Origin of the sequence: Agrococcus casei LMG 22410 (genome assembly GCF_900163565.1) — a bacterium.
Classification (GTDB): Bacteria; Actinomycetota; Actinomycetes; order Actinomycetales; family Microbacteriaceae; genus Agrococcus; species Agrococcus casei.
In genome coordinates, this window is sequence record NZ_FUHU01000045.1 from 89,875 (window position 1) to 109,395 (window position 19,521).

General features: G+C 66.8%; 18 protein-coding genes. 12 read left to right on the plus strand and 6 right to left on the minus strand.

What is annotated here, in order from left to right:
- Positions 1 to 3 precede the first annotated feature (3 nt).
- Positions 4 to 681 carry an aminoglycoside 3'-phosphotransferase gene (locus tag CZ674_RS12665; protein ID WP_086992881.1) on the minus strand — a complete coding sequence of 226 codons (678 nt, stop codon included), beginning with the start codon at positions 679 to 681 and terminating at the stop codon, positions 4 to 6.
- Positions 682 to 723: 42 nt separating this feature from the next.
- Between CZ674_RS12665 and CZ674_RS14540 the strand changes: the two genes are divergently transcribed.
- The 8 genes from CZ674_RS14540 (at position 724) to CZ674_RS12700 (ending at position 10,383) form a co-directional block, all read left to right on the plus strand.
- Positions 724 to 855: a hypothetical protein gene (locus CZ674_RS14540; RefSeq protein ID WP_268802406.1), complete on the plus strand. Its 132-nt coding sequence runs from the start codon at positions 724 to 726 to the stop codon at positions 853 to 855.
- Entirely contained in the window at positions 855 to 1,643 is a 789-nt protein-coding gene (locus CZ674_RS12670; protein ID WP_234988580.1) for a TlyA family RNA methyltransferase, read from the plus strand. Before CZ674_RS14540 ends, CZ674_RS12670 begins: the two co-directional genes overlap by 1 nt.
- Positions 1,628 to 2,515, plus strand: a complete 888-nt coding sequence (locus tag CZ674_RS12675; protein ID WP_086992883.1) for an NAD kinase — start codon at positions 1,628 to 1,630, stop codon at positions 2,513 to 2,515. The genes CZ674_RS12670 and CZ674_RS12675 overlap by 16 nt, the downstream gene beginning before the upstream one ends.
- A complete protein-coding gene (recN, locus tag CZ674_RS12680; RefSeq protein ID WP_086992884.1) occupies positions 2,512 to 4,185 on the plus strand; it encodes a DNA repair protein RecN in 1,674 nt (557 codons plus the stop codon). The genes CZ674_RS12675 and recN overlap by 4 nt, the downstream gene beginning before the upstream one ends.
- 64 nt (positions 4,186 to 4,249) lie before the next feature.
- Positions 4,250 to 5,890, plus strand: a complete 1,641-nt coding sequence (locus CZ674_RS12685) for a CTP synthase (RefSeq protein WP_200810110.1) — start codon at positions 4,250 to 4,252, stop codon at positions 5,888 to 5,890.
- 2 nt (positions 5,891 to 5,892) lie between these two features.
- Positions 5,893 to 6,447, plus strand: a complete 555-nt coding sequence (locus CZ674_RS12690) for an NUDIX domain-containing protein (RefSeq protein WP_086992886.1) — start codon at positions 5,893 to 5,895, stop codon at positions 6,445 to 6,447.
- Positions 6,447 to 7,352, plus strand: coding sequence for a site-specific tyrosine recombinase XerD (gene xerD / locus CZ674_RS12695; protein WP_086992887.1), 906 nt, complete (start codon positions 6,447 to 6,449; stop codon positions 7,350 to 7,352). The genes CZ674_RS12690 and xerD overlap by 1 nt, the downstream gene beginning before the upstream one ends.
- Positions 7,353 to 7,434: 82 nt before the next feature.
- Entirely contained in the window at positions 7,435 to 10,383 is a 2,949-nt protein-coding gene (locus tag CZ674_RS12700; RefSeq protein WP_159456995.1) for an ExeM/NucH family extracellular endonuclease, read from the plus strand.
- A 58-nt stretch (positions 10,384 to 10,441) separates the two neighbouring features.
- Here CZ674_RS12700 and metE read toward each other — a convergent pair whose 3' ends face one another.
- Genes metE through CZ674_RS12720 form a run of 4 tightly spaced genes read right to left on the minus strand, consistent with a single transcriptional unit; the run spans position 10,442 to position 16,053 of the window.
- A complete protein-coding gene (gene metE, locus CZ674_RS12705; protein ID WP_234988581.1) occupies positions 10,442 to 12,679 on the minus strand; it encodes a 5-methyltetrahydropteroyltriglutamate--homocysteine S-methyltransferase in 2,238 nt (745 codons plus the stop codon).
- A 7-nt stretch (positions 12,680 to 12,686) separates the two neighbouring features.
- Positions 12,687 to 13,601 (minus strand): methylenetetrahydrofolate reductase, encoded by a 915-nt coding sequence (locus tag CZ674_RS12710; RefSeq protein ID WP_086992890.1) that lies wholly within the window; start codon positions 13,599 to 13,601, stop codon positions 12,687 to 12,689.
- A complete protein-coding gene (locus CZ674_RS12715; RefSeq protein WP_086992891.1) occupies positions 13,598 to 14,896 on the minus strand; it encodes an O-acetylhomoserine aminocarboxypropyltransferase/cysteine synthase family protein in 1,299 nt (432 codons plus the stop codon). The genes CZ674_RS12710 and CZ674_RS12715 overlap by 4 nt, the downstream gene beginning before the upstream one ends.
- Positions 14,893 to 16,053 carry a MalY/PatB family protein gene (locus CZ674_RS12720; RefSeq protein WP_086992892.1) on the minus strand — a complete coding sequence of 387 codons (1,161 nt, stop codon included), beginning with the start codon at positions 16,051 to 16,053 and terminating at the stop codon, positions 14,893 to 14,895. Before CZ674_RS12720 ends, CZ674_RS12715 begins: the two co-directional genes overlap by 4 nt.
- A 173-nt stretch (positions 16,054 to 16,226) precedes the next feature.
- Between CZ674_RS12720 and CZ674_RS12725 the strand changes: the two genes are divergently transcribed.
- Positions 16,227 to 17,075, plus strand: coding sequence for a ParA family protein (locus CZ674_RS12725; protein WP_086992893.1), 849 nt, complete (start codon positions 16,227 to 16,229; stop codon positions 17,073 to 17,075).
- Positions 17,059 to 17,910, plus strand: a complete 852-nt coding sequence (locus tag CZ674_RS12730) for a segregation and condensation protein A (protein WP_407640224.1) — start codon at positions 17,059 to 17,061, stop codon at positions 17,908 to 17,910. Before CZ674_RS12725 ends, CZ674_RS12730 begins: the two co-directional genes overlap by 17 nt.
- On the opposite strand, the gene CZ674_RS12735 is transcribed toward CZ674_RS12730, so the two are convergent.
- Positions 17,901 to 18,194 (minus strand): hypothetical protein, encoded by a 294-nt coding sequence (locus CZ674_RS12735; RefSeq protein WP_086992895.1) that lies wholly within the window; start codon positions 18,192 to 18,194, stop codon positions 17,901 to 17,903. The two genes, CZ674_RS12730 and CZ674_RS12735, sit on opposite strands and share 10 nt — an antisense overlap.
- Positions 18,195 to 18,219: 25 nt before the next feature.
- Here CZ674_RS12735 and scpB point away from each other — a divergent pair, with 25 nt between their 5' ends.
- Both scpB and CZ674_RS12745 read left to right on the plus strand, forming a co-directional pair.
- Positions 18,220 to 18,768, plus strand: a complete 549-nt coding sequence (scpB, locus tag CZ674_RS12740) for an SMC-Scp complex subunit ScpB (RefSeq protein ID WP_086992896.1) — start codon at positions 18,220 to 18,222, stop codon at positions 18,766 to 18,768.
- Entirely contained in the window at positions 18,765 to 19,514 is a 750-nt protein-coding gene (locus CZ674_RS12745; protein WP_086992897.1) for a pseudouridine synthase, read from the plus strand. The genes scpB and CZ674_RS12745 overlap by 4 nt, the downstream gene beginning before the upstream one ends.
- The last annotated feature ends 7 nt before the right edge of the window (positions 19,515 to 19,521 follow it).

Consider the following 19,521-nt stretch of genomic DNA (forward strand, 5'->3'; position numbering starts at 1 on the left):
CGCTCAGTCTTCGCTGTCGTGCCAGTCGAGCCATCGGCGGATGCGCGCTGCATCTGGCGCGATGCCGTAGGCGTCGAAGAACAGCGGCTCGAAGCCCTGGCCGTAGTTCCAGCCGAGCGACCTTGAGGCGATCGCGAGATCGAGCCATCGGTCGGCCACGCCGACCCTTGCGACATCGACGATTCCGGCGAAGGATCCGTCGGGCGCGATGACGGTATTCGGTGCGCACGCGTCGCCGTGCGAGACGACGAGGTCATCGTCGGCGGAAGCCGGTGCGCTGCTCATGAACGGACAGTCAGCCGCATCGAGGGTGTGCAGTCGCCGCAGGCCGGTCGCGATGGCGCGCACCGCATCCGATGGTCTGCGCAGCCACTCGTCGGTGACCGCGCCGGCTCCGGGGAGGGCGGCGGTGACGAGCACCTCGCCGTCGTCTTCGGCTGCGAACTCGATCGGCTGGGGTGCGGGGAATCTGCCGTCGAGCCAGCGCATGCGCATGAATTCCTCGCCGAGGGACTCGGAGCTGTCTGCGGGGTCGCACTTCACGTATCGGTCGCCGGCGAACCAGGTCGTGCCGCCGGCCTGATTGAGCCAGATGCACTCGGCGTCGTCGCCGAGGCGGCTGCGCACCGAGTCGGGAATCGGGGGCCTCGTTGCGGGCCTGCCAGCGAGATCAGTGCGCATATCGCTCACACTACGCGGGGCGCGAGCCGGTACGCTCGTGACGTGACCGATGAACCGCACCGCGAGGAAGACCTCATAGACGAGCTCGACATCATCGAAGAGCAGCCGCTTGAGGCACGCGCCCCCATGTACGGGCGCATTCACGAACGGCTGCAGGCAGAACTGGACGCATAGTGCGGCTCGACGTCGCCCTCGCCGCTCGCGGCCTGGCACGCAGCCGCTCGCACGCACGGCAGCTGATCGACGCGGGCAGCGTGCTCGTCGACGGCGCGCACGCCAAAGCGGGCGCTCAGGTCGATGATCAGACGGTGCTCGAAGTCGCCGAGGATCGCTACGTGTCTCGCGGGGCCCAGAAGCTGCTGCGAGCGCTCGACGTCTTCGGCGTTGACGTACGCGGACGCAGCGCGATCGACGTCGGTGCATCGACGGGCGGATTCACCCAGGTGCTGCTCGAGCGCGGCGCACAGCACGTGACAGCGCTCGACGTCGGCCACGGGCAGTTCGCGCTGCCCAACGAAGTCGAGGCGGGCCGGGTGCGGCTGCTCGAGGGCACGAACGTTCGCGATGTGGCACCTGGCGACCTCGACGCTGCGATCGACCTTGTCGTCACCGACATCTCGTTCATCTCGGTCGCCTTCATCTTCGAGCCGCTGGCGGCGGCACTGCCTGGTGTGGCCGACTGGGTGCTGCTGATCAAGCCGCAGTTCGAAGTCGGCCGCGGCAGCATCGGCGACGGCGTCGTGCGCGATGCAGCGCTTCGCGAGAACGCTGTCGGCAGCGTGGTCGAGGCGGCGGCGGGCTTCGGGCTCGCCCTGCGCGGTCTGGCGAAGAGTCCGATCGCAGGAGCCAAGGGCAACGTCGAGTATCTCGCGCACTTCGTGAACGGTGCCGCTGATGCGACACAATGGAGGGCGATGTTCGCAACCACTGAGGGAGGAGCAGAAGCATGCGCAGATTCCTGATCGCCTTCCACTCGGGGCGGGCAGACTCCGTGACCATGGCCGCAACGATCTGCCGACGGCTGCAGGCGGCCGGCATCGAGCCGCTCGTGCTTCGCGCCGATCGTCCGGCGCTGCTGGCTGCGGCCCCCGAGCTCGAGACTGTCGGCGAGTACGCAGACGGTCACATCGACATCATCCTGACGCTGGGCGGCGACGGCACCATTCTGCGTGCGGCTGAGCTGCAGCGCAGCACGGGAGCACCGCTGCTCGGCATCAACATGGGCCACGTCGGCTTCCTGGCCGAGGCCGAGGTGCGCGACGTCGACGCCGTCATCGAGCGGGCGGTCTCTGGCGACTACACGGTCGAGGAGCGCACGGTGCTCGACGTGCAGGTCATCGTCGAAGCCGAAGAGGTGTACCGCACATGGGCCGTCAACGAGGCGGCGATCGAGAAGGTCGACTCCGGCCGCATGATCGAGGTGATGCTCGAGATCGACGATCGCCCGATCTCGTCGTTCGGCACTGATGCTGTGATCCTCGCGACGCCGACTGGCTCGACCGCATACTCGTTCTCGGCGGGAGGCCCGATCGTGTGGCCCGAGGCCGACGTGATGCTCATGGTGCCGCTCGGGGCGCATGCGCTGTTCACCAGGCCGCTCGTCGTGGGGCCGCGCTCGCGCATGACGGTGCGCATCGCCGACCACAGTGTCGACGGAGCAACGCTGTGGTGCGACTCGCGGCGCACGTTCGAGCTGCCGCAGGGGGCCGAGGTGCACGCGACTCGCGACACGCAGCCGCTGCGGTTCGCGCGCCTGTCGCACGCACCGTTCGCAGACCGACTCGTGGCGAAGTTCGACCTGCCGGTCGAGGGCTGGCGGAGCAGAAGAGCATGAGCAGACCCGCTCTCACTGAGCTGAGCATCCGGGGCCTCGGCGTCATCGAATCCGGCGTGCTGCCGGTCGGCCACGGCTTCACCGCCATCACGGGCGAGACCGGTGCAGGCAAGACGATGGTGCTGCAGGCCCTGTCGCTGCTGAGAGGCGAGCGCGCCGACAGCGGCGCTGTGCGCCGCGGGGCTGATCGCGCATCCGTGCAGGGCATCTGGTCGGGAGTCGAAGCGGATGCGCGCCAGCTGGTCGAAGACGCCGGCGGCACCGCAGACGACGACGAGGTGATCCTCGGGCGAACGGTGCAGAGCACGGGCCGATCGCGTGGGCAGGCCGGCGGAGTAGCGGTGCCCGCGAGTCTGCTGGCATCGGTGACCGGACAGCTGGTCGCGGTGCACGGACAGGCCGATCAGCAGCGGCTGCGATCGGCGACGGCACAGCGTCAGGCGCTCGACCGCGGAGCCGGCAGGCAGCTCGAGGCGACATTCCTCGACTACGCAGATCATCTGCTGGCCTGGCAGCGGGCGAAGGCCGAGCTCGACGACATCACGGCGAACCGCGAGGCGCGTGCTCGCGAGGCGGCGATGCTGCGCGAGGAGCTCGAGCAGATCTCGGCCGTCGACCCGCAGCCCGACGAAGACGAAGAGCTGGCAGCGCTCGCGAACCGCCTGCAGCATGCCGAGGGGCTGCGACAGGCTGTCGCGGAGGCGCAGGCGTCGATCTCGAATGACACCGACGCGCCCGATGCCGTGACGCTCGCGGGGCAGGCTCGCAGGCTCGTGGAGCGCGAGGACGACCCGCTGCTGGCTCCTGTGACCGAGCGGCTGATCGCCGCCGAGACCGCGCTGTCTGAGGCTTCGAGCGAGCTCGTGAACTATCTCGACGCGCTCGCGGCTCCTGAGCGGTCGGCCGACGAGGTGCAGACGCGACTGCATGAGGTCATGGCGATCGTGCGCCGCTACGGCTCCATCGACGAGGCGCTCTCGCACGGCGCGTCGGGTGCTCTGCGCATCGCCGAGCTCGATGACGACGACGCCAGCACTGAGCGCCTGCAGGCCGAGGTCGAGCGCGAGCATGCGAAGGCGCTCGAGCTGGCAGAGAGCATCACACAGCAGCGGCAGGCGGCCGCGCAGCGGCTGTCTGCTGCCATCGAAGCCGAGCTGCGGCAGCTCGCCATGCCCAACGCGAAGGTCACGATCGACGTGGTGCCCGGCGAAGAGCTGCACCAGCACGGCCGTGACGAGGTGCGCATCCTGCTTGCTCCTCACCCCGGTGCTGATCCGCGGCCGGTCGCAACGAGCGCTTCGGGAGGCGAGCTCTCGCGTGTGATGCTCGCGATCGAGGTCGCTCTGGCCTCTGGCGATGTGCCGACGCTCGTATTCGACGAGGTCGACGCCGGTGTCGGCGGCGAGGCGGCGATCGAGATCGGACGACGCCTTGCGAGGCTGTCGGAGCACGCGCAGGTGATCGTGGTGACGCACCTGGCGCAGGTCGCGGCATTTGCATCGACGCATGTGCGCATCGAGAAGGGCACCGACGGCGAGGTGACGTCTTCGAGCATCGCCGAAGTGCGTGGCGAAGCTCGTGTGTCAGAGCTGGCTCGTATGCTTGCCGGAACAGATTCGAAGGTGGCGCTCGCACACGCACGTGAGCTGCTGGCAGACGCTGCGGGCTGAGCCTCGCGAACGAAACCGAAAGAGTGAGATAGCATTGAAGCCCGTGGACGCAACTACTGGCAAAGTGACCAAGCAGGTTTTCATCACGGGCGGAGTAGTCTCCTCTCTCGGCAAGGGATTGACAGCGGCATCCCTCGGTCGAATCCTCACCTCGCGCGGACTGCATGTCGTCATGCAGAAGCTCGATCCGTACCTCAACGTTGATCCGGGAACCATGAACCCGTTCCAGCACGGCGAGGTCTTCGTGACCGACGACGGCGCTGAGACTGACCTCGACATCGGACATTACGAGCGCTTCCTCGATGTGAACCTCTCTCAGGCAGCGAACGTGACGACCGGGCAGATCTACTCGCGCGTCATCGAGCGCGAGCGTCGCGGCGAGTACCTGGGCGACACGGTGCAGGTCATCCCGCACATCTCTGACGAGATCAAGCGCCGCATGCGTCTGCAGTCGCAGAACGATCCGCAGCCTGACGTCATCATCACCGAGATCGGCGGAACCGTCGGCGACATCGAGTCGCAGCCGTTCATGGAGTCGGCGCGTCAGCTGCGTCACGAGCTCGGTCGTTCGAACGTGTTCTTCGTGCATGTCTCGCTGGTGCCGTTCATGGGTGCTGCGGGCGAGCAGAAGACCAAGCCGACCCAGCACTCGGTTGCGGCTCTGCGATCGATCGGAATCCAGCCGGATGCGCTGGTGCTGCGAAGCGACCGACCCGTCTCAGACGCCAACCGCACGAAGATCGCGCTCATGTGCGACGTCGAAGAGCGCGCTGTGCTCAACGCCATCGACAAGCCGTCGATCTACGACGTGCCGTCGATGCTGCACGAGCAGGAGCTCGACCAGGTCATCGTCGAGCAGCTGCAGCTCGACGCCCAAGAGATGGAGTGGGGCGACTGGAACAAGGTGCTCGACTCGGTGCACAACCCCCGCAACACCGTCACCGTCGGGCTCGTCGGCAAGTACATCGACCTGCCCGACGCCTACCTGTCGGTGACCGAGGCACTCAAGGCCGGCGGCTTCGCCTCGCAGATCAAGGTCAACGTCAAGTGGATCGCCTCCGACACGTGCGAGACGCCAGAGGGCGCGGCTGCTGCGCTCGCCGACGTCGACGGCATCATCGTGCCGGGCGGCTTCGGCATCCGCGGCATCGAGGGCAAGCTCGGCGCACTCAAGTTCACGCGTGAGAACGGCATCCCCACGCTCGGCGTCTGCCTCGGCCTGCAGTGCATGGTCATCGAGTACGCACGCAACGTGGCCGGCATCGAGGGCGCGTCGTCGACAGAGTTCGACGAGGCGACCGAGGCTCCTGTCATCGCGACGATGGAAGAGCAGATGCAGCACATCCACGGCGGCGACCTGGGCGGCACGATGCGCCTGGGCCTCTACGAGGCGAAGCTCGAAGAGGGATCCCTCGCGGCACGCGTCTACGGCAGCGACACCGCATCCGAGCGTCACCGTCACCGCTACGAGGTCAACAACCGCTACCGTCAGCAGCTGGCGGATGCGGGGCTCAAGTTCTCGGGCCTCTCGCCCGACGAGACGCTCGTCGAGTACGTCGAGGTCGCCGACCACCCGTACTACATCGCGACGCAGGCGCACCCCGAGCTGAAGAGCCGCCCGACGAAGGCGCATCCGCTGTTCAAGGGCCTCATCGACGCATCGCTCGAGCGCCAGCGCGCTTCGCGACTGTTCGACGAGGAGTGAGCATGCTGCGCGACGAGGACGGCGACGCAACCGAGATCGGCCGGCAGCGGGTCTTCACGGGCCGCATCTTCGACCTCGACGACGTCTCGATCGACTTTCACGGCGAGACGCTGCGCAGGCAGTGGCTCGTGCATCCGGGCTCCGTTGCGGTGCTGGCGATCGACGAGCGCGACCAGGTGGTGCTGCTGCAGCAGTTCAGAGCGCCCATCGGGCAGCGCATGTGGGAGCTCCCGGCGGGGCTTCGCGACGCACCGGGTGAGCCGGCTGTGTCAGCGGCCAGGCGCGAGCTCGCAGAAGAGACCGAGCTGCAGGCCGCTGAGTGGCAGAAGCTGACCGAGTTCGTGCCCACAGGCGGCTCGTCAGACGAGACGGTTCAGGTGTTCCTCGCAGAGGGCCTCAGCCATGTCGCGACCGACTTCGAGCGCACGGGCGAAGAGGCGCAGCTGCGCGTTCGCCGGGTGCCGTTCGACGAGGTGCTGGCCGCAGTGCTCGCAGGCGACGTGCGCAACGGCGCACTCATGATCGGCGTGCTCGCCCTGGCGGCCAAGCGGCGCTGATGCACCCGCGCACGGCGATCGAGCGGTACCTGCGCCAGCTGGCTGTCGAGCGGGGGCTGTCGAAGCACACAGCGGCCGCATACCGTCGTGACCTGGCTGCGTATGAGGCCGTGCTCGAGGCTCGCGGAGTCTCAGCGGTCGCCGACATCACCGCTGACGACGTGGCTGCCTTTCATGTTTCGCTGGCCGATCGCGAGCTGGCGGCCTCGAGCGTCGCACGGCATCTGAGCTCGGTTCGGGGGCTGCATCGCCACCTGATCGAGGAAGGGCTCGCGACCGAGAACGTCGCGGCCGACCACCGGCCGCCGAAGCTGCCGCAGCGGCTGCCCAAAGCGATCGGCGTCGACCAGATGACGACGCTCATCGAGGCCGCCGGCGGGGGAGTCGACGCGACGCCTGCGCAGCTGCGCGATCGTGCGCTGCTCGAGCTCCTCTATGCGACCGGCGCCCGCATCACCGAGCTCGTCTCGCTCGACGTCGACGACGTGCAGGAGGACATCGTGCGCGTCACCGGCAAGGGCAACAAGCAGCGGCTCGTGCCCGTGGGGCGCTTTGCGCGCCGTGCGCTCGACGCCTGGCTCGTGCGCGGCAGGCCCGTCTTCAGCAAGAAGGGCACGTCGACGCCTGCGCTGTTCCTCGGTGCTCGCGGCGGCAGGCTCAGCAGGCAGAACGCGTGGCTCATCCTGCAGGCCGTCGCTGAGCGCGCCGGGGTCGAGAACGTCTCGCCCCACACGTTCAGACACTCGTTCGCGACGCACCTGCTCGAGGGAGGGGCGGATGTGCGGGTCGTGCAAGAGCTGCTGGGCCACGCGTCGGTGGCGACGACGCAGATCTACACCCACCTCACTGCTGACGCGCTTCGCGACATGTACACGAGCGCGCATCCGCGTGCTGTTCATCGCTAGTCGCACGCTGTTCACCCATCCGTTGCATTCTCCCCGTACTCTCGAATGGTCTCCTTGATGCAACCGAAGAGAAATGATCCACGTGCGCACACTCACGAAGAAGCTGGGCATCGTCGCCCTGTCAGCCACGGTCGCAGCCAGCGGCCTCACAGCGATCACGCCGGCACCAGCAGCGCAGGCTGCTCCGTCGACGGGACTCGTCATCAGCGAAGCGTACGGAGGAGGTGGCAACGGCGGCGCGAAGTTCAACCAGGACTTCATCGAGCTGTACAACTTCTCTGCTGCAGAGGTCTCGCTCGACGGCGTGACCGTCTCGTACTACTCGTCGAGCGGCAACCTCGGCGCCTCGACTGAGCTCGAGGGCTCGCTGCAGCCGGGCGAGCACTATCTCGTCGGCGCCGCGTACGGTTCGAACCGCGACCTGCCCTCGTTCGAGTCGGATGCGACCTTCAATGCGGCCATGAGCGGCTCAAAGGGGTCGGTCGAGATCGCGGCAGGCGACACCGTCATCGACCTGGTCGGATGGGGCGATGCAGCGCTGTTCGAGGGTGCTCCGGCTCACGGCACGAGCAACAGCGTCTCGGTCGCTCGTGTCGACCCGGCGTCTGACACCGACGACAACAGCGTCGACTTCGCCACGGGCGAGCCCACGCCTCAAGGCCTCGCAGAGGACGGCACGGAAGAGCCTCCGGTCGACCCTCCTGCAGATCCCGAGACGGCAACGATCTCTGAGATCCAGGGCGAGGGCGCTGAGACGCCCTTCATGGACCAGCCCGTCATCACCCAGGGCATCGTGACCGCTGTGTACACGGGCCAGGGCAGCAAGAACGGCTTCAACATCCAGGAGCCGGGAGTCGTCGACATCGCATCGCACGCGGCATCGACCGGTGTGTTCGTGTACGGATCGAGCCACGCCGAGAGCGTGCAGATCGGCGACTCGGTCGAGGTGCACGGCACAGCGACCGAGTACTACGACGTCACTCAGATCGAGGCGTCGAGCGTCACAGCACTCGGCGAGTCGCTGGGTGAGGCGACTGCGGTCGAGCTGGCCGAGTGGCCCACAGAAGAAGAGGTTCGCGAGCTGTTCGAGGGCATGCTGCTGGCGCCGCAGGGCACCTACACGGTCAGCAACAACTACGCGCTCAACCAGTACGGCGAGGTCGGCCTCGCATTCGGCGACAGCGCCCTCGTGCAGCCGACTGAGGTCGGAGCCCCCGGGTCAGACGCCGCATACGCACAGGCTGAGGCGAACGCCGCAGCGAGCGTGCTGCTCGACGACGGCCAGACCTGGGACTACATGAGCAACGACGCCGCGAAGGACTCGCCGCTGCCGTACCTGACGCTCGAGACCCCGGTCACGATCGGCGCAGTCGCAGCCTTCACCGACGGTGTCGTGCTCGACTACAGCCACGGCACGTGGCGCTTCCAGCCCACGCAGCCGGTGCACGGCACTGAGAACGCGCCCGTTGCATTCTCGGATGTGCGAGAGCAGGCTCCTGAGGACGTCGGAGGCGACATCACGATCGGCACGTTCAACGTGCTCAACTACTTCACCACCCTCGGCGACACCGAGGCCGGCTGTGAGGCGTACGAGGACCGCGACGGCAACCCGATCGCGACCGACTACTGCACGCCTCGCGGTGCATACGACGCTGAGAACTTCGAGCGCCAGCAGGCCAAGATCGTCACCGCGATCAACACGCTCGACGCTTCGGTTGTGGCGCTCGAGGAGATCGAGGACTCGTCTGACTTCGGCAACGACCGCGATGCTTCGATCGAACACCTCGTCGGCGAGCTCAATGCTGCTGCTGACGAGGACCGGTGGGCATTCGTTCCGTCACCGGAGTGGATCCCCGCGACGGGCGATGACGTCATCCGCACCGGCTACATCTACAAGCCGGCTGAGGTCTCATACATCGAGGGCAGCGCAGAGCTGCTCGACGATGCGGCGTTCGAGAACGCCCGTGCTCCGTTCGCGGCACTGTTCGCACCGGCAGACGAGGCGCTTTCGGGCAACGAGTTCCTGGTCATCGCCAACCACTTCAAGTCGAAGGGCGGCAGCGGAGACGGCGACAACGCCAACCGCGACGACGAGCTCGGCCCGGCACACGCTGTCGGCGGCTGGAACGGCGACCGCGTTCGTCAGGCAGAGGCTGTTGTCGAGTTCGCCGACACGCTCGAGCAGCAGCACGGCACCGACCTGGTCTTCATCACCGGTGACCTCAACTCGTATGCACAGGAAGACCCTGTGACGACGATCCTGAACGCCGGGTACACCAACCTGACTGCGGGCGGCCCCGAGTACTCGTACGCCTTCGGCGGCATGGTCGGATCGCTCGACCACGTGCTCGCGAGCGAGGCGGCGACTGCGCTGGTCACCGGTGCTGACCTCTGGACGATCAACGCCTACGAGCCGGTCGCGCTGGAGTACAGCCGTCACAACTACAACGTGGCTCAGCTGTACGCGGCTGACCAGTTCCGCTCGTCTGACCACAACCCGGCACTCGTGGGCGTCTCGTTTGCTGAAGACGACGACATTGAGGCGGATGAGCCGCTGCTGGTCATCGAGCAGGAGCAGTACACGCAGACAGAGTCGATCGACGGCGTCTCGTACGCTGCCACAGGTTTGCGTGAAGGCACCGCTGTGGTCGAGCTGATCGATGCAGGCGGCAGCGTCTCGGTCATCGAAGGTGCGGCTCAGACTGAGGCGGGTGCTCTCGCGGGCGAGGTCTCCTACGAGACCGAAGCCGGTGAGCGTCTGCGGATGCCTGTCGGAACGTACACACTGCGAGTGACGCAGGAGGGTTCTGGCGGCGCTGAGAGCATCGTGCTCGAAGCCGCATTCGAGGTCGTCGCAGACGAAACCGGCGATGACGGAACCGGTGACGACGGTTCGTTCGACGGAGACGAAGACGGCCAGCCCGACCTGCCCGAGACGGGCTTCGACGGCGGTCTCGCACCGTTCGTGCTCGCTCTCGCGCTGATGCTCGGCGGAACCGGATTCGTGCTGCTGCGTCGTCGCAACGCGTAGACAAGCAACGGATGTGGGGGCGGACCGAATACGGTCCGCCCCCACATTGTCTCGGAAGTCAGCCGCGCGCGAGTCGGGTCGCGTCTACGAGACTCCTCAGGCTCTCTGAGGTCTCTTCGTAGCCTCGCGTCTTCAGTCCGCAGTCGGGGTTGATCCACAGCAGCTGCTCGGGGATGTTCGCGGCCGCGATTCCGATCAGCTCAGACACCTCGTCAGTCGACGGCACTCGTGGGGAGTGGATGTCGTAGACGCCCGGGCCGATGCCTCGGCTGTATCCGTGGGCTGCGATGGCCTCGACGACCTCCATCTTCGAACGGGCAGCCTCAATGCTTGTGACGTCGGCGTCGAGCCCGTCGATTGCGTCGATGATCGTGTTGAACTCGGAGTAGCAGAGGTGCGTGTGGATCTGCGTCTCAGGGGCTGCCTGACCGGTTGCGAGTCGGAAGGAACCGACTGACCAGTCGAGATAGGCGGCACGATCGGATGCGCGCAGCGGCAGCAGCTCTCGCAGCGCGGGCTCGTCGACCTGGATGATGCTGGTGCCAGCCGCTTCAAGGTCGGCGATCTCATCGGCAAGTGCAAGCGCCACCTGGTCTGCGGTGTCGGCCAGCGGCTGGTCATCACGCACGAACGACCACGCGAGGATCGTCACGGGGCCGGTCAGCATGCCCTTGACCGGCTTCTCGGTCAGTGACTGCGCATAGCTGATCCACTCGACCGTGAACGGCTTCGGACGCGACACGTCACCCCAGAGGATCGACGGACGTGTGGCGCGCGACCCGTAGGACTGCACCCATCCGCGCTTCGTGACGCTGAAGCCGTTGAAGTTCTCGGCGAAGTACTGCACCATGTCGTTGCGCTCAGGCTCACCGTGCACGAGCACATCGAGCTCGAGGTCGCTCTGCAGGTCGATGACGCGACGGACTTCAGCCTGCAGCGCCTCCCGGTACTGCTCGTCAGACGACTCGCCCTTGGCATGAGCGGCACGGGCAAGGCGGATGTCGCCCGTCTGAGGGAACGAGCCGATCGTCGTGGTGGGCAGCGCTGGCAGCGGGGTCTTCTGCCGCTGCAGCTGTGCTCGCTGGTCGTACGGGAGCCGCGTTCGCGCATCCGCCTGAAGGGATGCGACGCGCTCGCGAACGGAACCGTCGCGCACGCCCTCGGCTGCAGCGCGGCTGCCGAGGGCAGCGCGGGCCTCGTCGAAGGCGGGGCTCGTGGTGCCGGTTCGCAGGGCGTCAGCCAGGGTGACGACCTCAGCGACCTTCTCGTCGGCGAAGGCGAGCCATGAGCGCAGCTCGTCACCGAGGTCGGATTCTGGCTCAAGCGTGTGGGGCACGTGCAGCAGCGGTGTCGTGGTGCCGACTGAGACGTCTGACCCGCTGGCTCGAAGCGTCTCGAGGGCTTTGTCGAGATCGGTTCGCCAGACGTTGCGGCCATGGACGACACCGGCGACCAGTGGTGTGTCGGTCACAGCGGGAAGCCCGCCGCGGACGAGGTCGAAAGCGATCGCATCGACGTCGGAGGCGAGAGCTTCGACACGACCTGATGATTCTCCGTAGCCGGCGGCGAGCAGCACCTTGAGGCCGCCCTCGCGAACAGCACGGGCGCCGCTTCGCGCGATCCCCTGCAGCTCGACAGGTGTGAAGCCCTCAAGGTCTGCGACCAGTGCCGGCTCGTCGAGCTGCAGCCAGGTGGCGCCGGCGGCGGCCAGCCGCTCAGCGAGCTCACGGTAGAGCGGCACGAGCCTGTCGGCGAGCTCGGTCGTGCGCACGCCTTCGGCCTTTGCCAGTGCGAGGTAGGTCGCGGGGCCGACCACGGCAGGGCGCGTATGGAATCCAGCGGCCCTCGCCTCGATGAACCTGTCGACGATGCGGGTGTCAGCGAGCGAGAACGTCGTCTCTGCATCGAGCTCTGGCACAAGGTAGTGGTAGTTCGTGTCGAACCATTTGGTCATTTCGAGCGGGGCGCGGTCGACGTCGCCGCGGGCCAGCAGCCACTCCCAGGCGAGTCCGTGCGTGACTGCGTCGCGCAGCCGCGGCGGAACGGCGCCGAACGTGAGCGTGGCATCGAGCACGTGGTCGTAATGCGCGGTCTCGAGCGGCAGCGACGCGTCGTCTGGGCTGAGGCCGAGCTCGACGAGCCGCTGCAGGTCAGCGAGACGCAGCTCACTCGTGCGGCGGGCGAATTCGGCGTCGTCGATGCGTCCGCGCCAGTTGGCCTCGAGTGCGCGTTTGAGCTCGCGGTCGGGGCCGATGCGCGGGTATCCGAGGATCGTGCCGTTGGGAAAGAGGGTCATGGTGCTCCTATGCAGGTGAGGCCCCGACGCTGGTGAGGCCGATGTGGTCGAGCACATCGAACGCGGGGCGATGATCATTGAAGGTGTAGAGGTGAATGCCGGGTACGTCGTGGTCTCGCAGTTCGTCGATGAGTGCGACTGCGGTGTCGACGCCGATGCGGCGGGCGTCGTCGTCGGATGCCCCGTCGAGTCGACGGGCAAGCTCGGTCGGCAGCCGCTCGCCAGAGAGCTCGGCCGACCGCTCGAGACGACGAAGAGACGTCGGGATCACGATGCCGGGGACGATGGGGATCGTGACGCCCTTGGCTCTGGCGAGATCGACGAACTCGAGGTAGTCGAAGGGGTCGAAGAAGAGCTGGGTGATCGCCATGGTCGCTCCGGCAGACTGCTTCGCAAGCAGTGCGGCCACGTCGCTGCGGTGCACGCCGGCGCCGGGATGCCCGTTGGGGAACGCGGCCACCGAGATCTCGGTCTTCGACTGACGGTCTCGGATCTCTGATCGACGCAGTCCGGGCAACAGCAAACTCTGGTACGGCTCGCGCTCGGTGTCGACACGATCGATGAGCTGCACCAGCTCAGCGGCAGATCGCAGGTCGGTGACCCGATCTCCGGCGTCGTGGGGCAGGTCGCCTCGCAGTGCGAGGAAGCGCGTGATGCCCGCGTCAAGAAAGCTGCGCACGAGTCTGCTCGCCTGCTCGACGTCAAGGCCGACGCAGGTCAGGTGGGCCATCGGCGGAACACCTGCATCGAGCAGCCGCTGTAGCACGCCGAGTGAGTGGCGGCTGTCGGAGCCGCCCGCGCCGAACGTGACCGAGACGAACGCGGGGTCGAGTTTCGCGAACATCTCGACCGTGCGGTCGATGCGGTCGAAGCCGTTCGGGGTGCGTGGCGGGAACAGCTCGAATGAGTAGGGAAGCGTCATGCAAGCCCCTCTGTCTTGGCAAGCGCCTGGGTCAGATCCGCGATGATGTCGCTGACGTCCTCGAGCCCTACCGAGATGCGCACCAGGGAGTCGGAGATGCCGACCGCTTCGCGCTCCTGGTCGGTGAGCTTGCCGTGGATGGTCGAGGCCATATGGATTGCGAGCGTCCGCACGTCTCCGATGTGAGTCATCTGGGTCACCAGGTCGAGCGAGTCGAGAAAGGTGCGGGCGGCTGCGCGTCCGCCGTGCAGCTCGATCGTCACGATCGATCCGGCGCCGAGCGGCGTGAAGCGGTCGGCGAGTGCGCGGTAGGGCGAACCGGCCAGGTCGGCGTGATGCACACGGGCGACTGCTGGGTGCCGACTCAGTGCATCCGCCACTGCATGCGCGTTGCTGATGTGCCGCTGCATGCGCAGGCTGAGCGTCTCGATGCCGTGCAGTAGCAGGAACGAGCTGGTCGGCGGCATCGTCGGTCCGTACTCGATGATCGTGCTCGAGCGAAGCAGCCCGGCATATGCCGCGCGACCGCATTTCGCCACAGCGCTGGGCCGACCGTGAGGCCCCGGAGCTGTGAACTGGGGAAACCGTTCCGCGTTCGCGGCCCAGTCGAAGGATCCTCCGTCGATGACTGCGCCGCCGATGACCGACCCGTGACCTGCGAGCCATTTCGAGGTCGAGTGGATGATGATGTCGGCACCGAACTCGAACGGTCGACACAGATACGGCGTCGCCACCGTGTTGTCGACGACGAGGGGCACGCCAGCCCGCTTGGCCACCCGGGCGAGCAGATCGAGATCGGTGACGCCGCCGACCGGGTTTGGGATCGACTCGGTGTAGATCGCCTTCGTGTTCGGCCGCACGGCGGCAAGCCAGTCGGCCTCTGTCGCGTGCTCGTCGAGTGCGGTCGAGGTCACGCCCTGGCGCAGCAGCGAGCCCCGCAGCATCTCGCGCGTGCCCTCGTAGAGCAGCTGGGTGGTCAGCAGGTGGTCGCCGGCGCTCGCGAGCGAGAACACCGTCATGGCGATTGCCGCCTGTCCGCTGCCGACGAGCACGCCGTCGACGCCGCCCTCGAGGTCGGCGATGCGCTTGGCCGCAACGACGTTGGTGGGGTTGTCGGTGCGGGAGTATGCGCGCAGCGGGCTTGTTCCGGCGAAGCGCTCGGCCCCCTCGTCGAAGCTGTCGAAGACGTAGCCCGAGGTCTGGTAGATCGGGGTGACACGCGCTCGCGACTCGGCGTCGACGATCGAGCCGGCGTGGATCTGCCGCGTCGAGAAGCCGGCCTGCGCTGTGCTCACAGCGCTGCTCCGATCGCCTTGATCGCCTCGGCGAGCACGGGCTTGGGAGTCGCATAGGTGAGGCGCACGAACCGCTCGTATCCCTGGCCGCAGGCAGACCCTGCGGTGACGGCCACGCCGGTGCGCTCTCGCAGCCGCGCTGCCGCATCCGAACCGCCTGCTTCGCCGAGGTCGAGCCAGGCGAGGTAGGTGGCTTCGTTGGGCGTCCAGCTGATCTGGGGCGCATGCTCGGCGAGCAGGGCTGCGAGCACGGCGCGGTTCGATGCCAGGTACTCGATCGACTCGCGCTGCCAGTCGCGAGCCTCGCGGTAGGCGGCGATCGTCGCGACGACGCCGAGTGTCGAGGGGCCGTGCTGGCCGCCGAGCCCGCTGTCGACGAAGCGCTGCTGGTCGGCGTCGTTCGAGGTGATGAGCTGGGCGGTCTTGAGCCCGGGGATGTTCCAGGCCTTCGACGCGCTCGTCGAGGTGATCGTGTGCGCCGCTGCGGCTTCTGAGACCGATGCGTAGGGCACGTGCGGTCGGCTGTCGAAGCGGATCGGCGCGTGGATCTCGTCTGCGAAGACGCGGCCGCCGTGCCGGTCGACGATCTCTGAGATCGCGACGAGCTCTTCGCGGGTCAGCACCGAGCCGGTGGGGTTGTGCGGGTTGCACAGAAACAGGGTCTTGGCGCCTGCCCTGAATGCCTCGTCGATCGCGTCGAGGTCGTGTGCCCAGCGGCCGTTCGAGGCGGTGCCCGGCACTTCGACAACCGGATGGCCGAGTGCCGGCAGCAGCGTCAGCACGGGCATGTAGGCGGGCGTGGGCACGATCACAGCACTGCCCGCAGGAGCGTACGCGCGAACCGTGATCGTGAGTGCGGCCAGCACGTCAGAGACTGCGTGCACCCTCTCGGCGGGAACCTGCCAGCCGCAGGAGTCGCGGAGCCACCCTGCCCCCGCATCCGCGTGCTCCGCTGCGAGCGGATCGGAAAGGTAGCCGAGCGTGCCTGCGTCGACGGCTCGGTGCAGGGCAGCCGTGACGGCGGGGGCTGTGCCGAAGTCGGCCTCTGCGACCCAGGCGCCGATGGTGCCGGGGTGGAGGCTCCATTTACGGGACTCGGGGCGATCGAGGTCGGTGCGAGTGATCTGGTCGTAGGGGTGCAGCTGACAGTCGGGCATGGTTCGAGGTTCGCGCCTCGAGGCACTCGCAGACAACGCTGCGCGACACAGTCCGTAACCTTGCACCCTCAAGTGGAGGTTGAAATACACGCCGCCTCTGCCTGGGCGGCCAGGTCAGTCGTCGCTTCTAGACTCAAGGTGTGACTACCAACGGCTACGACGCGCTTCCTGGAATGGATGCGCCCGAACTCGGACCCACAGGTCGTCCGCTGCGCGAGTTTCCGGTGCCTGCGCCGCTGGCCGACCACGGCCCCGCGCGCATCATCTCGATGTGCAACCAGAAGGGCGGTGTCGGTAAGACGACGACATCGATCAACCTCGCAGCTGCGCTCGCCGAGTACGGCCGTCGTGTGCTGGCTGTCGACTTCGACCCGCAGGGTGCGCTCTCTGCAGGGCTCGGTGTGCAGAACTACGATGTCACGACGATCTACGACCTGCTGCTGAACCCCAAGCTCGACCCGCATGAGGCGATCCAGCCGACGAGTGTCGAAGGCCTTGATGTGATTCCGGCCAACATCGACCTCTCGGCTGCCGAAGTGCACCTCGTGAGTGAGGTCGCGCGCGAGCAGATTCTGGCACGCGTGCTGCGTCGGGTCGCCGATGACTACGACCTGATCCTGATCGACTGCCAGCCGTCGCTCGGCCTGCTCACGGTCAATGCGCTCACCGCGGCGCACGGTGTGCTGATTCCGCTCGAGAGCGAGTACTTCGCCCTTCGCGGTGTCGCGCTGCTGAAAGAGACGATCGACAAGGTGCAGGAGCGCCTGAACCCGTCGCTCGAGCTCGACGGCATCCTGATCACGATGTTCGACAGCCGCACCCTGCATGCGCGCGAGGTGCTCGAGCGTGTTGTCGACGCGTTCGACAGCCAGGTGCTCGACACCGTGATCCGCCGCACCGTGAAGTTCCCTGACGCATCGGTTGCCGGCACGCCCGTGACGCAGTTCGCGCCCAACCATGCGGCGGCTGAAGCGTACAGAACCCTTGCCCGAGAGCTGGTCGTGCGTGGAGCAGTCGCTTAACGACGGCGAAGTGAACGCCGAGCAGTCGCATAACGACACTGCCGAAGTCGAAGGGTCGGGCGGCTTCGAGCTGCATCTCGAGAACTTCGAGGGTCCGTTCGATCTGCTGCTGACGCTGATCGGCAACCGCAAGCTCGACGTCACCGAGCTTGCGCTGAGCACGGTGACGGGCGAGTTCATCTCGTATGTCTCGAAGCTCGAGGGCGAAGGCAGCCTCGACAAGGCGAGCGAGTTCATCGTGGTTGCGGCGACGCTGCTCGACCTCAAGATCGCGAGTCTGCTGCCTGCGGGCGATGTCGTCGACCGTGAAGACGTGGCGCTGCTCGAGGCACGTGACCTGCTGTTTGCGAGGCTGCTGCAGTATCGGGCGTTCAAGCATGCGGCGAAGTGGCTGTCAGGCCACCTCGACGCCGAGAGCGGGCGTCATGCCAGGCAGGTCAAGCTCGAGCGCAAGTTCGTCGAGCGCACGCCCGAGCTCGTCTGGACGCTGACCCTTGACGACTTCGCGGCGCTTGCGCTGCTGGCGATGACGCCGCGTGAGATTCCGACGGTCGGCCTTGACCATCTGCATGCTCCGCTGGTGTCGATTCGCGAGCAGGCTGCCGAGATCGTCGCGCAGCTGCGCGGTGCCGGCTCGCTCTCGTTTCGTGAGCTCATCGCCGGGGTTGCCAGCAGGGGAGTGATCGTCGCACGCTTCCTGGCGGCGCTCGAGCTGTATCGTCGGTCGGCGGTGACGTTCGAGCAGCTCGAGCCGCTGGGTGAGCTGACGATCACCTGGAGCGGTCACGACTTCGCCGACGAGTCGCTCGCTACGCTGGGGGCTGACTACGACTGAAGCGAGCCCAATGCCAGCTCGACTCGTCCTGGGTACTCGGCGCGCAGCTGCTGCAGAATGCTCCCTGATTCGTCAAGGTATGCGGCACGATGCCGGCTGCTGCTCCAGGCGCCTGTTTCAACATCGAACTCATTGAGCCAGATCTGATGCCATCGGCGGATGTGCTCAGTCAGTGCCTGCGAGAGCCCGAGCTGGTGGGGCGATACTGCATACTCGTCTGTTCCCGGCAGCCACAGCGGCCACGGGTGTCCGTAGTCGGGAAAGATCTTCAGATCCGGTTGCATACGTCGAGCCTGGCACAATGAGCACATGACCGAAATCGACCGCAAGCTCGAAGCGATCTTCACTGTCGCCGACGAGCCGCAGTCGCCGACCCACCTGGCCGCCGCACTGCAGGAGCCGGTCGCAGCCGTCAAGGACGCCATTGAGCGCATCCGTGCAGACTTCGACGGCGAAGGCGACGGTCCCGCTCGAGGCTTCGAGCTGCGCGAGGTCGGTGGCGGCTGGCGGCTGTACGTGCGAGGCGATTACGACGACACGGTCGCTGACTTCGTGTCGACCGTGACACCGTCGAAGCTCTCACAGGCAGCACTCGAGACCCTTGCCGTGATCGCCTACCGACAGCCAGTCACGCGCGGACAGGTGGCGGCCATCCGTGCTGTCAATGTCGACTCTGTCGTGCGCACGCTGCTGGCCCGCGGCCTCGTCGAAGAGGCATTCACCGACAGCGACACGGGCGCGATCCACTATCGAACCACCGACCTACTGCTGACGCAGCTGGGCATCAATGACATCACCGAGCTGCCGCTGATCTCGCCGCTGCTGCCGGATTCACCCGAGGAAGAGGCATTCGCATGAACAACCAGTCGACTGAGGGCGAGCGCGTGCAGAAGGTGCTCGCGGCTGCGGGTGTCGCAAGCCGACGTGTCGTAGAAGACATGATCGTCGACGGCCGCATCACGGTCGACGGCAAGATCGTGACCGAGCTGGGCACCAGGATCACGCCGGATGCGCGAGTGACGGTCGACGGCAAGGCGATTCAGCTCGACGTGAGCAAGCGGTACATCATGCTCAACAAGCCGGTGGGCGTCGTATCGACCATGAAGGACGAGAACGGCAGACCCGACCTGCAGCAGTATGCCGACCGTGTCGGCGAGCGCGTCTACAACGTCGGCCGGCTCGACGAGATGACCAGCGGACTGCTGCTCATGACCAACGACGGCGAAGTCGCGCACCGACTCGCGCATCCGTCATTCGAAGTGCCGAAGACGTACATCGCGCTCGTGCACGGCCAGCTCGAGACGCGCACGCTGCGACGCCTGCGCGAGGGCTTCGAGCTCGAAGACGGCTTCATCGCAGCCGACGACGTGCGAGTCAAGGGCGTCAAGGGCGGCCTGACCATGGTCGAGATCACCCTGCACTCGGGACGCAACCGCATCGTGCGACGCATGATGCTGCACGTCGGGCATCCGGTGCAGGAGCTCGTGCGTCGCAGCTTCGGGCCGCTGAATCTCGGCACTCTCGGCGCTGGAAAGACACGTCAGTTGACTACGATGGAACTTCGCGACGTGCTCACCCTGGTGCGCGATTCGCCCAACACGTAAGGAGTCA

Coding starts and splice junctions, on each gene's coding strand:
- CZ674_RS12665 (WP_086992881.1), bottom strand. CDS start 681: ATGCGCACTGATCTCGCTGGCAGGCCCGCAACGAGGCCCCCGATTCCC.
- CZ674_RS12675 (WP_086992883.1), top strand. CDS start 1,628: ATGCGCAGATTCCTGATCGCCTTCCACTCGGGGCGGGCAGACTCCGTG.
- recN (WP_086992884.1), top strand. CDS start 2,512: ATGAGCAGACCCGCTCTCACTGAGCTGAGCATCCGGGGCCTCGGCGTC.
- CZ674_RS12690 (WP_086992886.1), top strand. CDS start 5,893: ATGCTGCGCGACGAGGACGGCGACGCAACCGAGATCGGCCGGCAGCGG.
- xerD (WP_086992887.1), top strand. CDS start 6,447: ATGCACCCGCGCACGGCGATCGAGCGGTACCTGCGCCAGCTGGCTGTC.
- metE (WP_234988581.1), bottom strand. CDS start 12,679: ATGACCCTCTTTCCCAACGGCACGATCCTCGGATACCCGCGCATCGGC.
- CZ674_RS12710 (WP_086992890.1), bottom strand. CDS start 13,601: ATGACGCTTCCCTACTCATTCGAGCTGTTCCCGCCACGCACCCCGAAC.
- CZ674_RS12720 (WP_086992892.1), bottom strand. CDS start 16,053: ATGCCCGACTGTCAGCTGCACCCCTACGACCAGATCACTCGCACCGAC.
- CZ674_RS12725 (WP_086992893.1), top strand. CDS start 16,227: ATGGATGCGCCCGAACTCGGACCCACAGGTCGTCCGCTGCGCGAGTTT.
- CZ674_RS12735 (WP_086992895.1), bottom strand. CDS start 18,194: ATGCAACCGGATCTGAAGATCTTTCCCGACTACGGACACCCGTGGCCG.
- scpB (WP_086992896.1), top strand. CDS start 18,220: ATGACCGAAATCGACCGCAAGCTCGAAGCGATCTTCACTGTCGCCGAC.
- CZ674_RS12745 (WP_086992897.1), top strand. CDS start 18,765: ATGAACAACCAGTCGACTGAGGGCGAGCGCGTGCAGAAGGTGCTCGCG.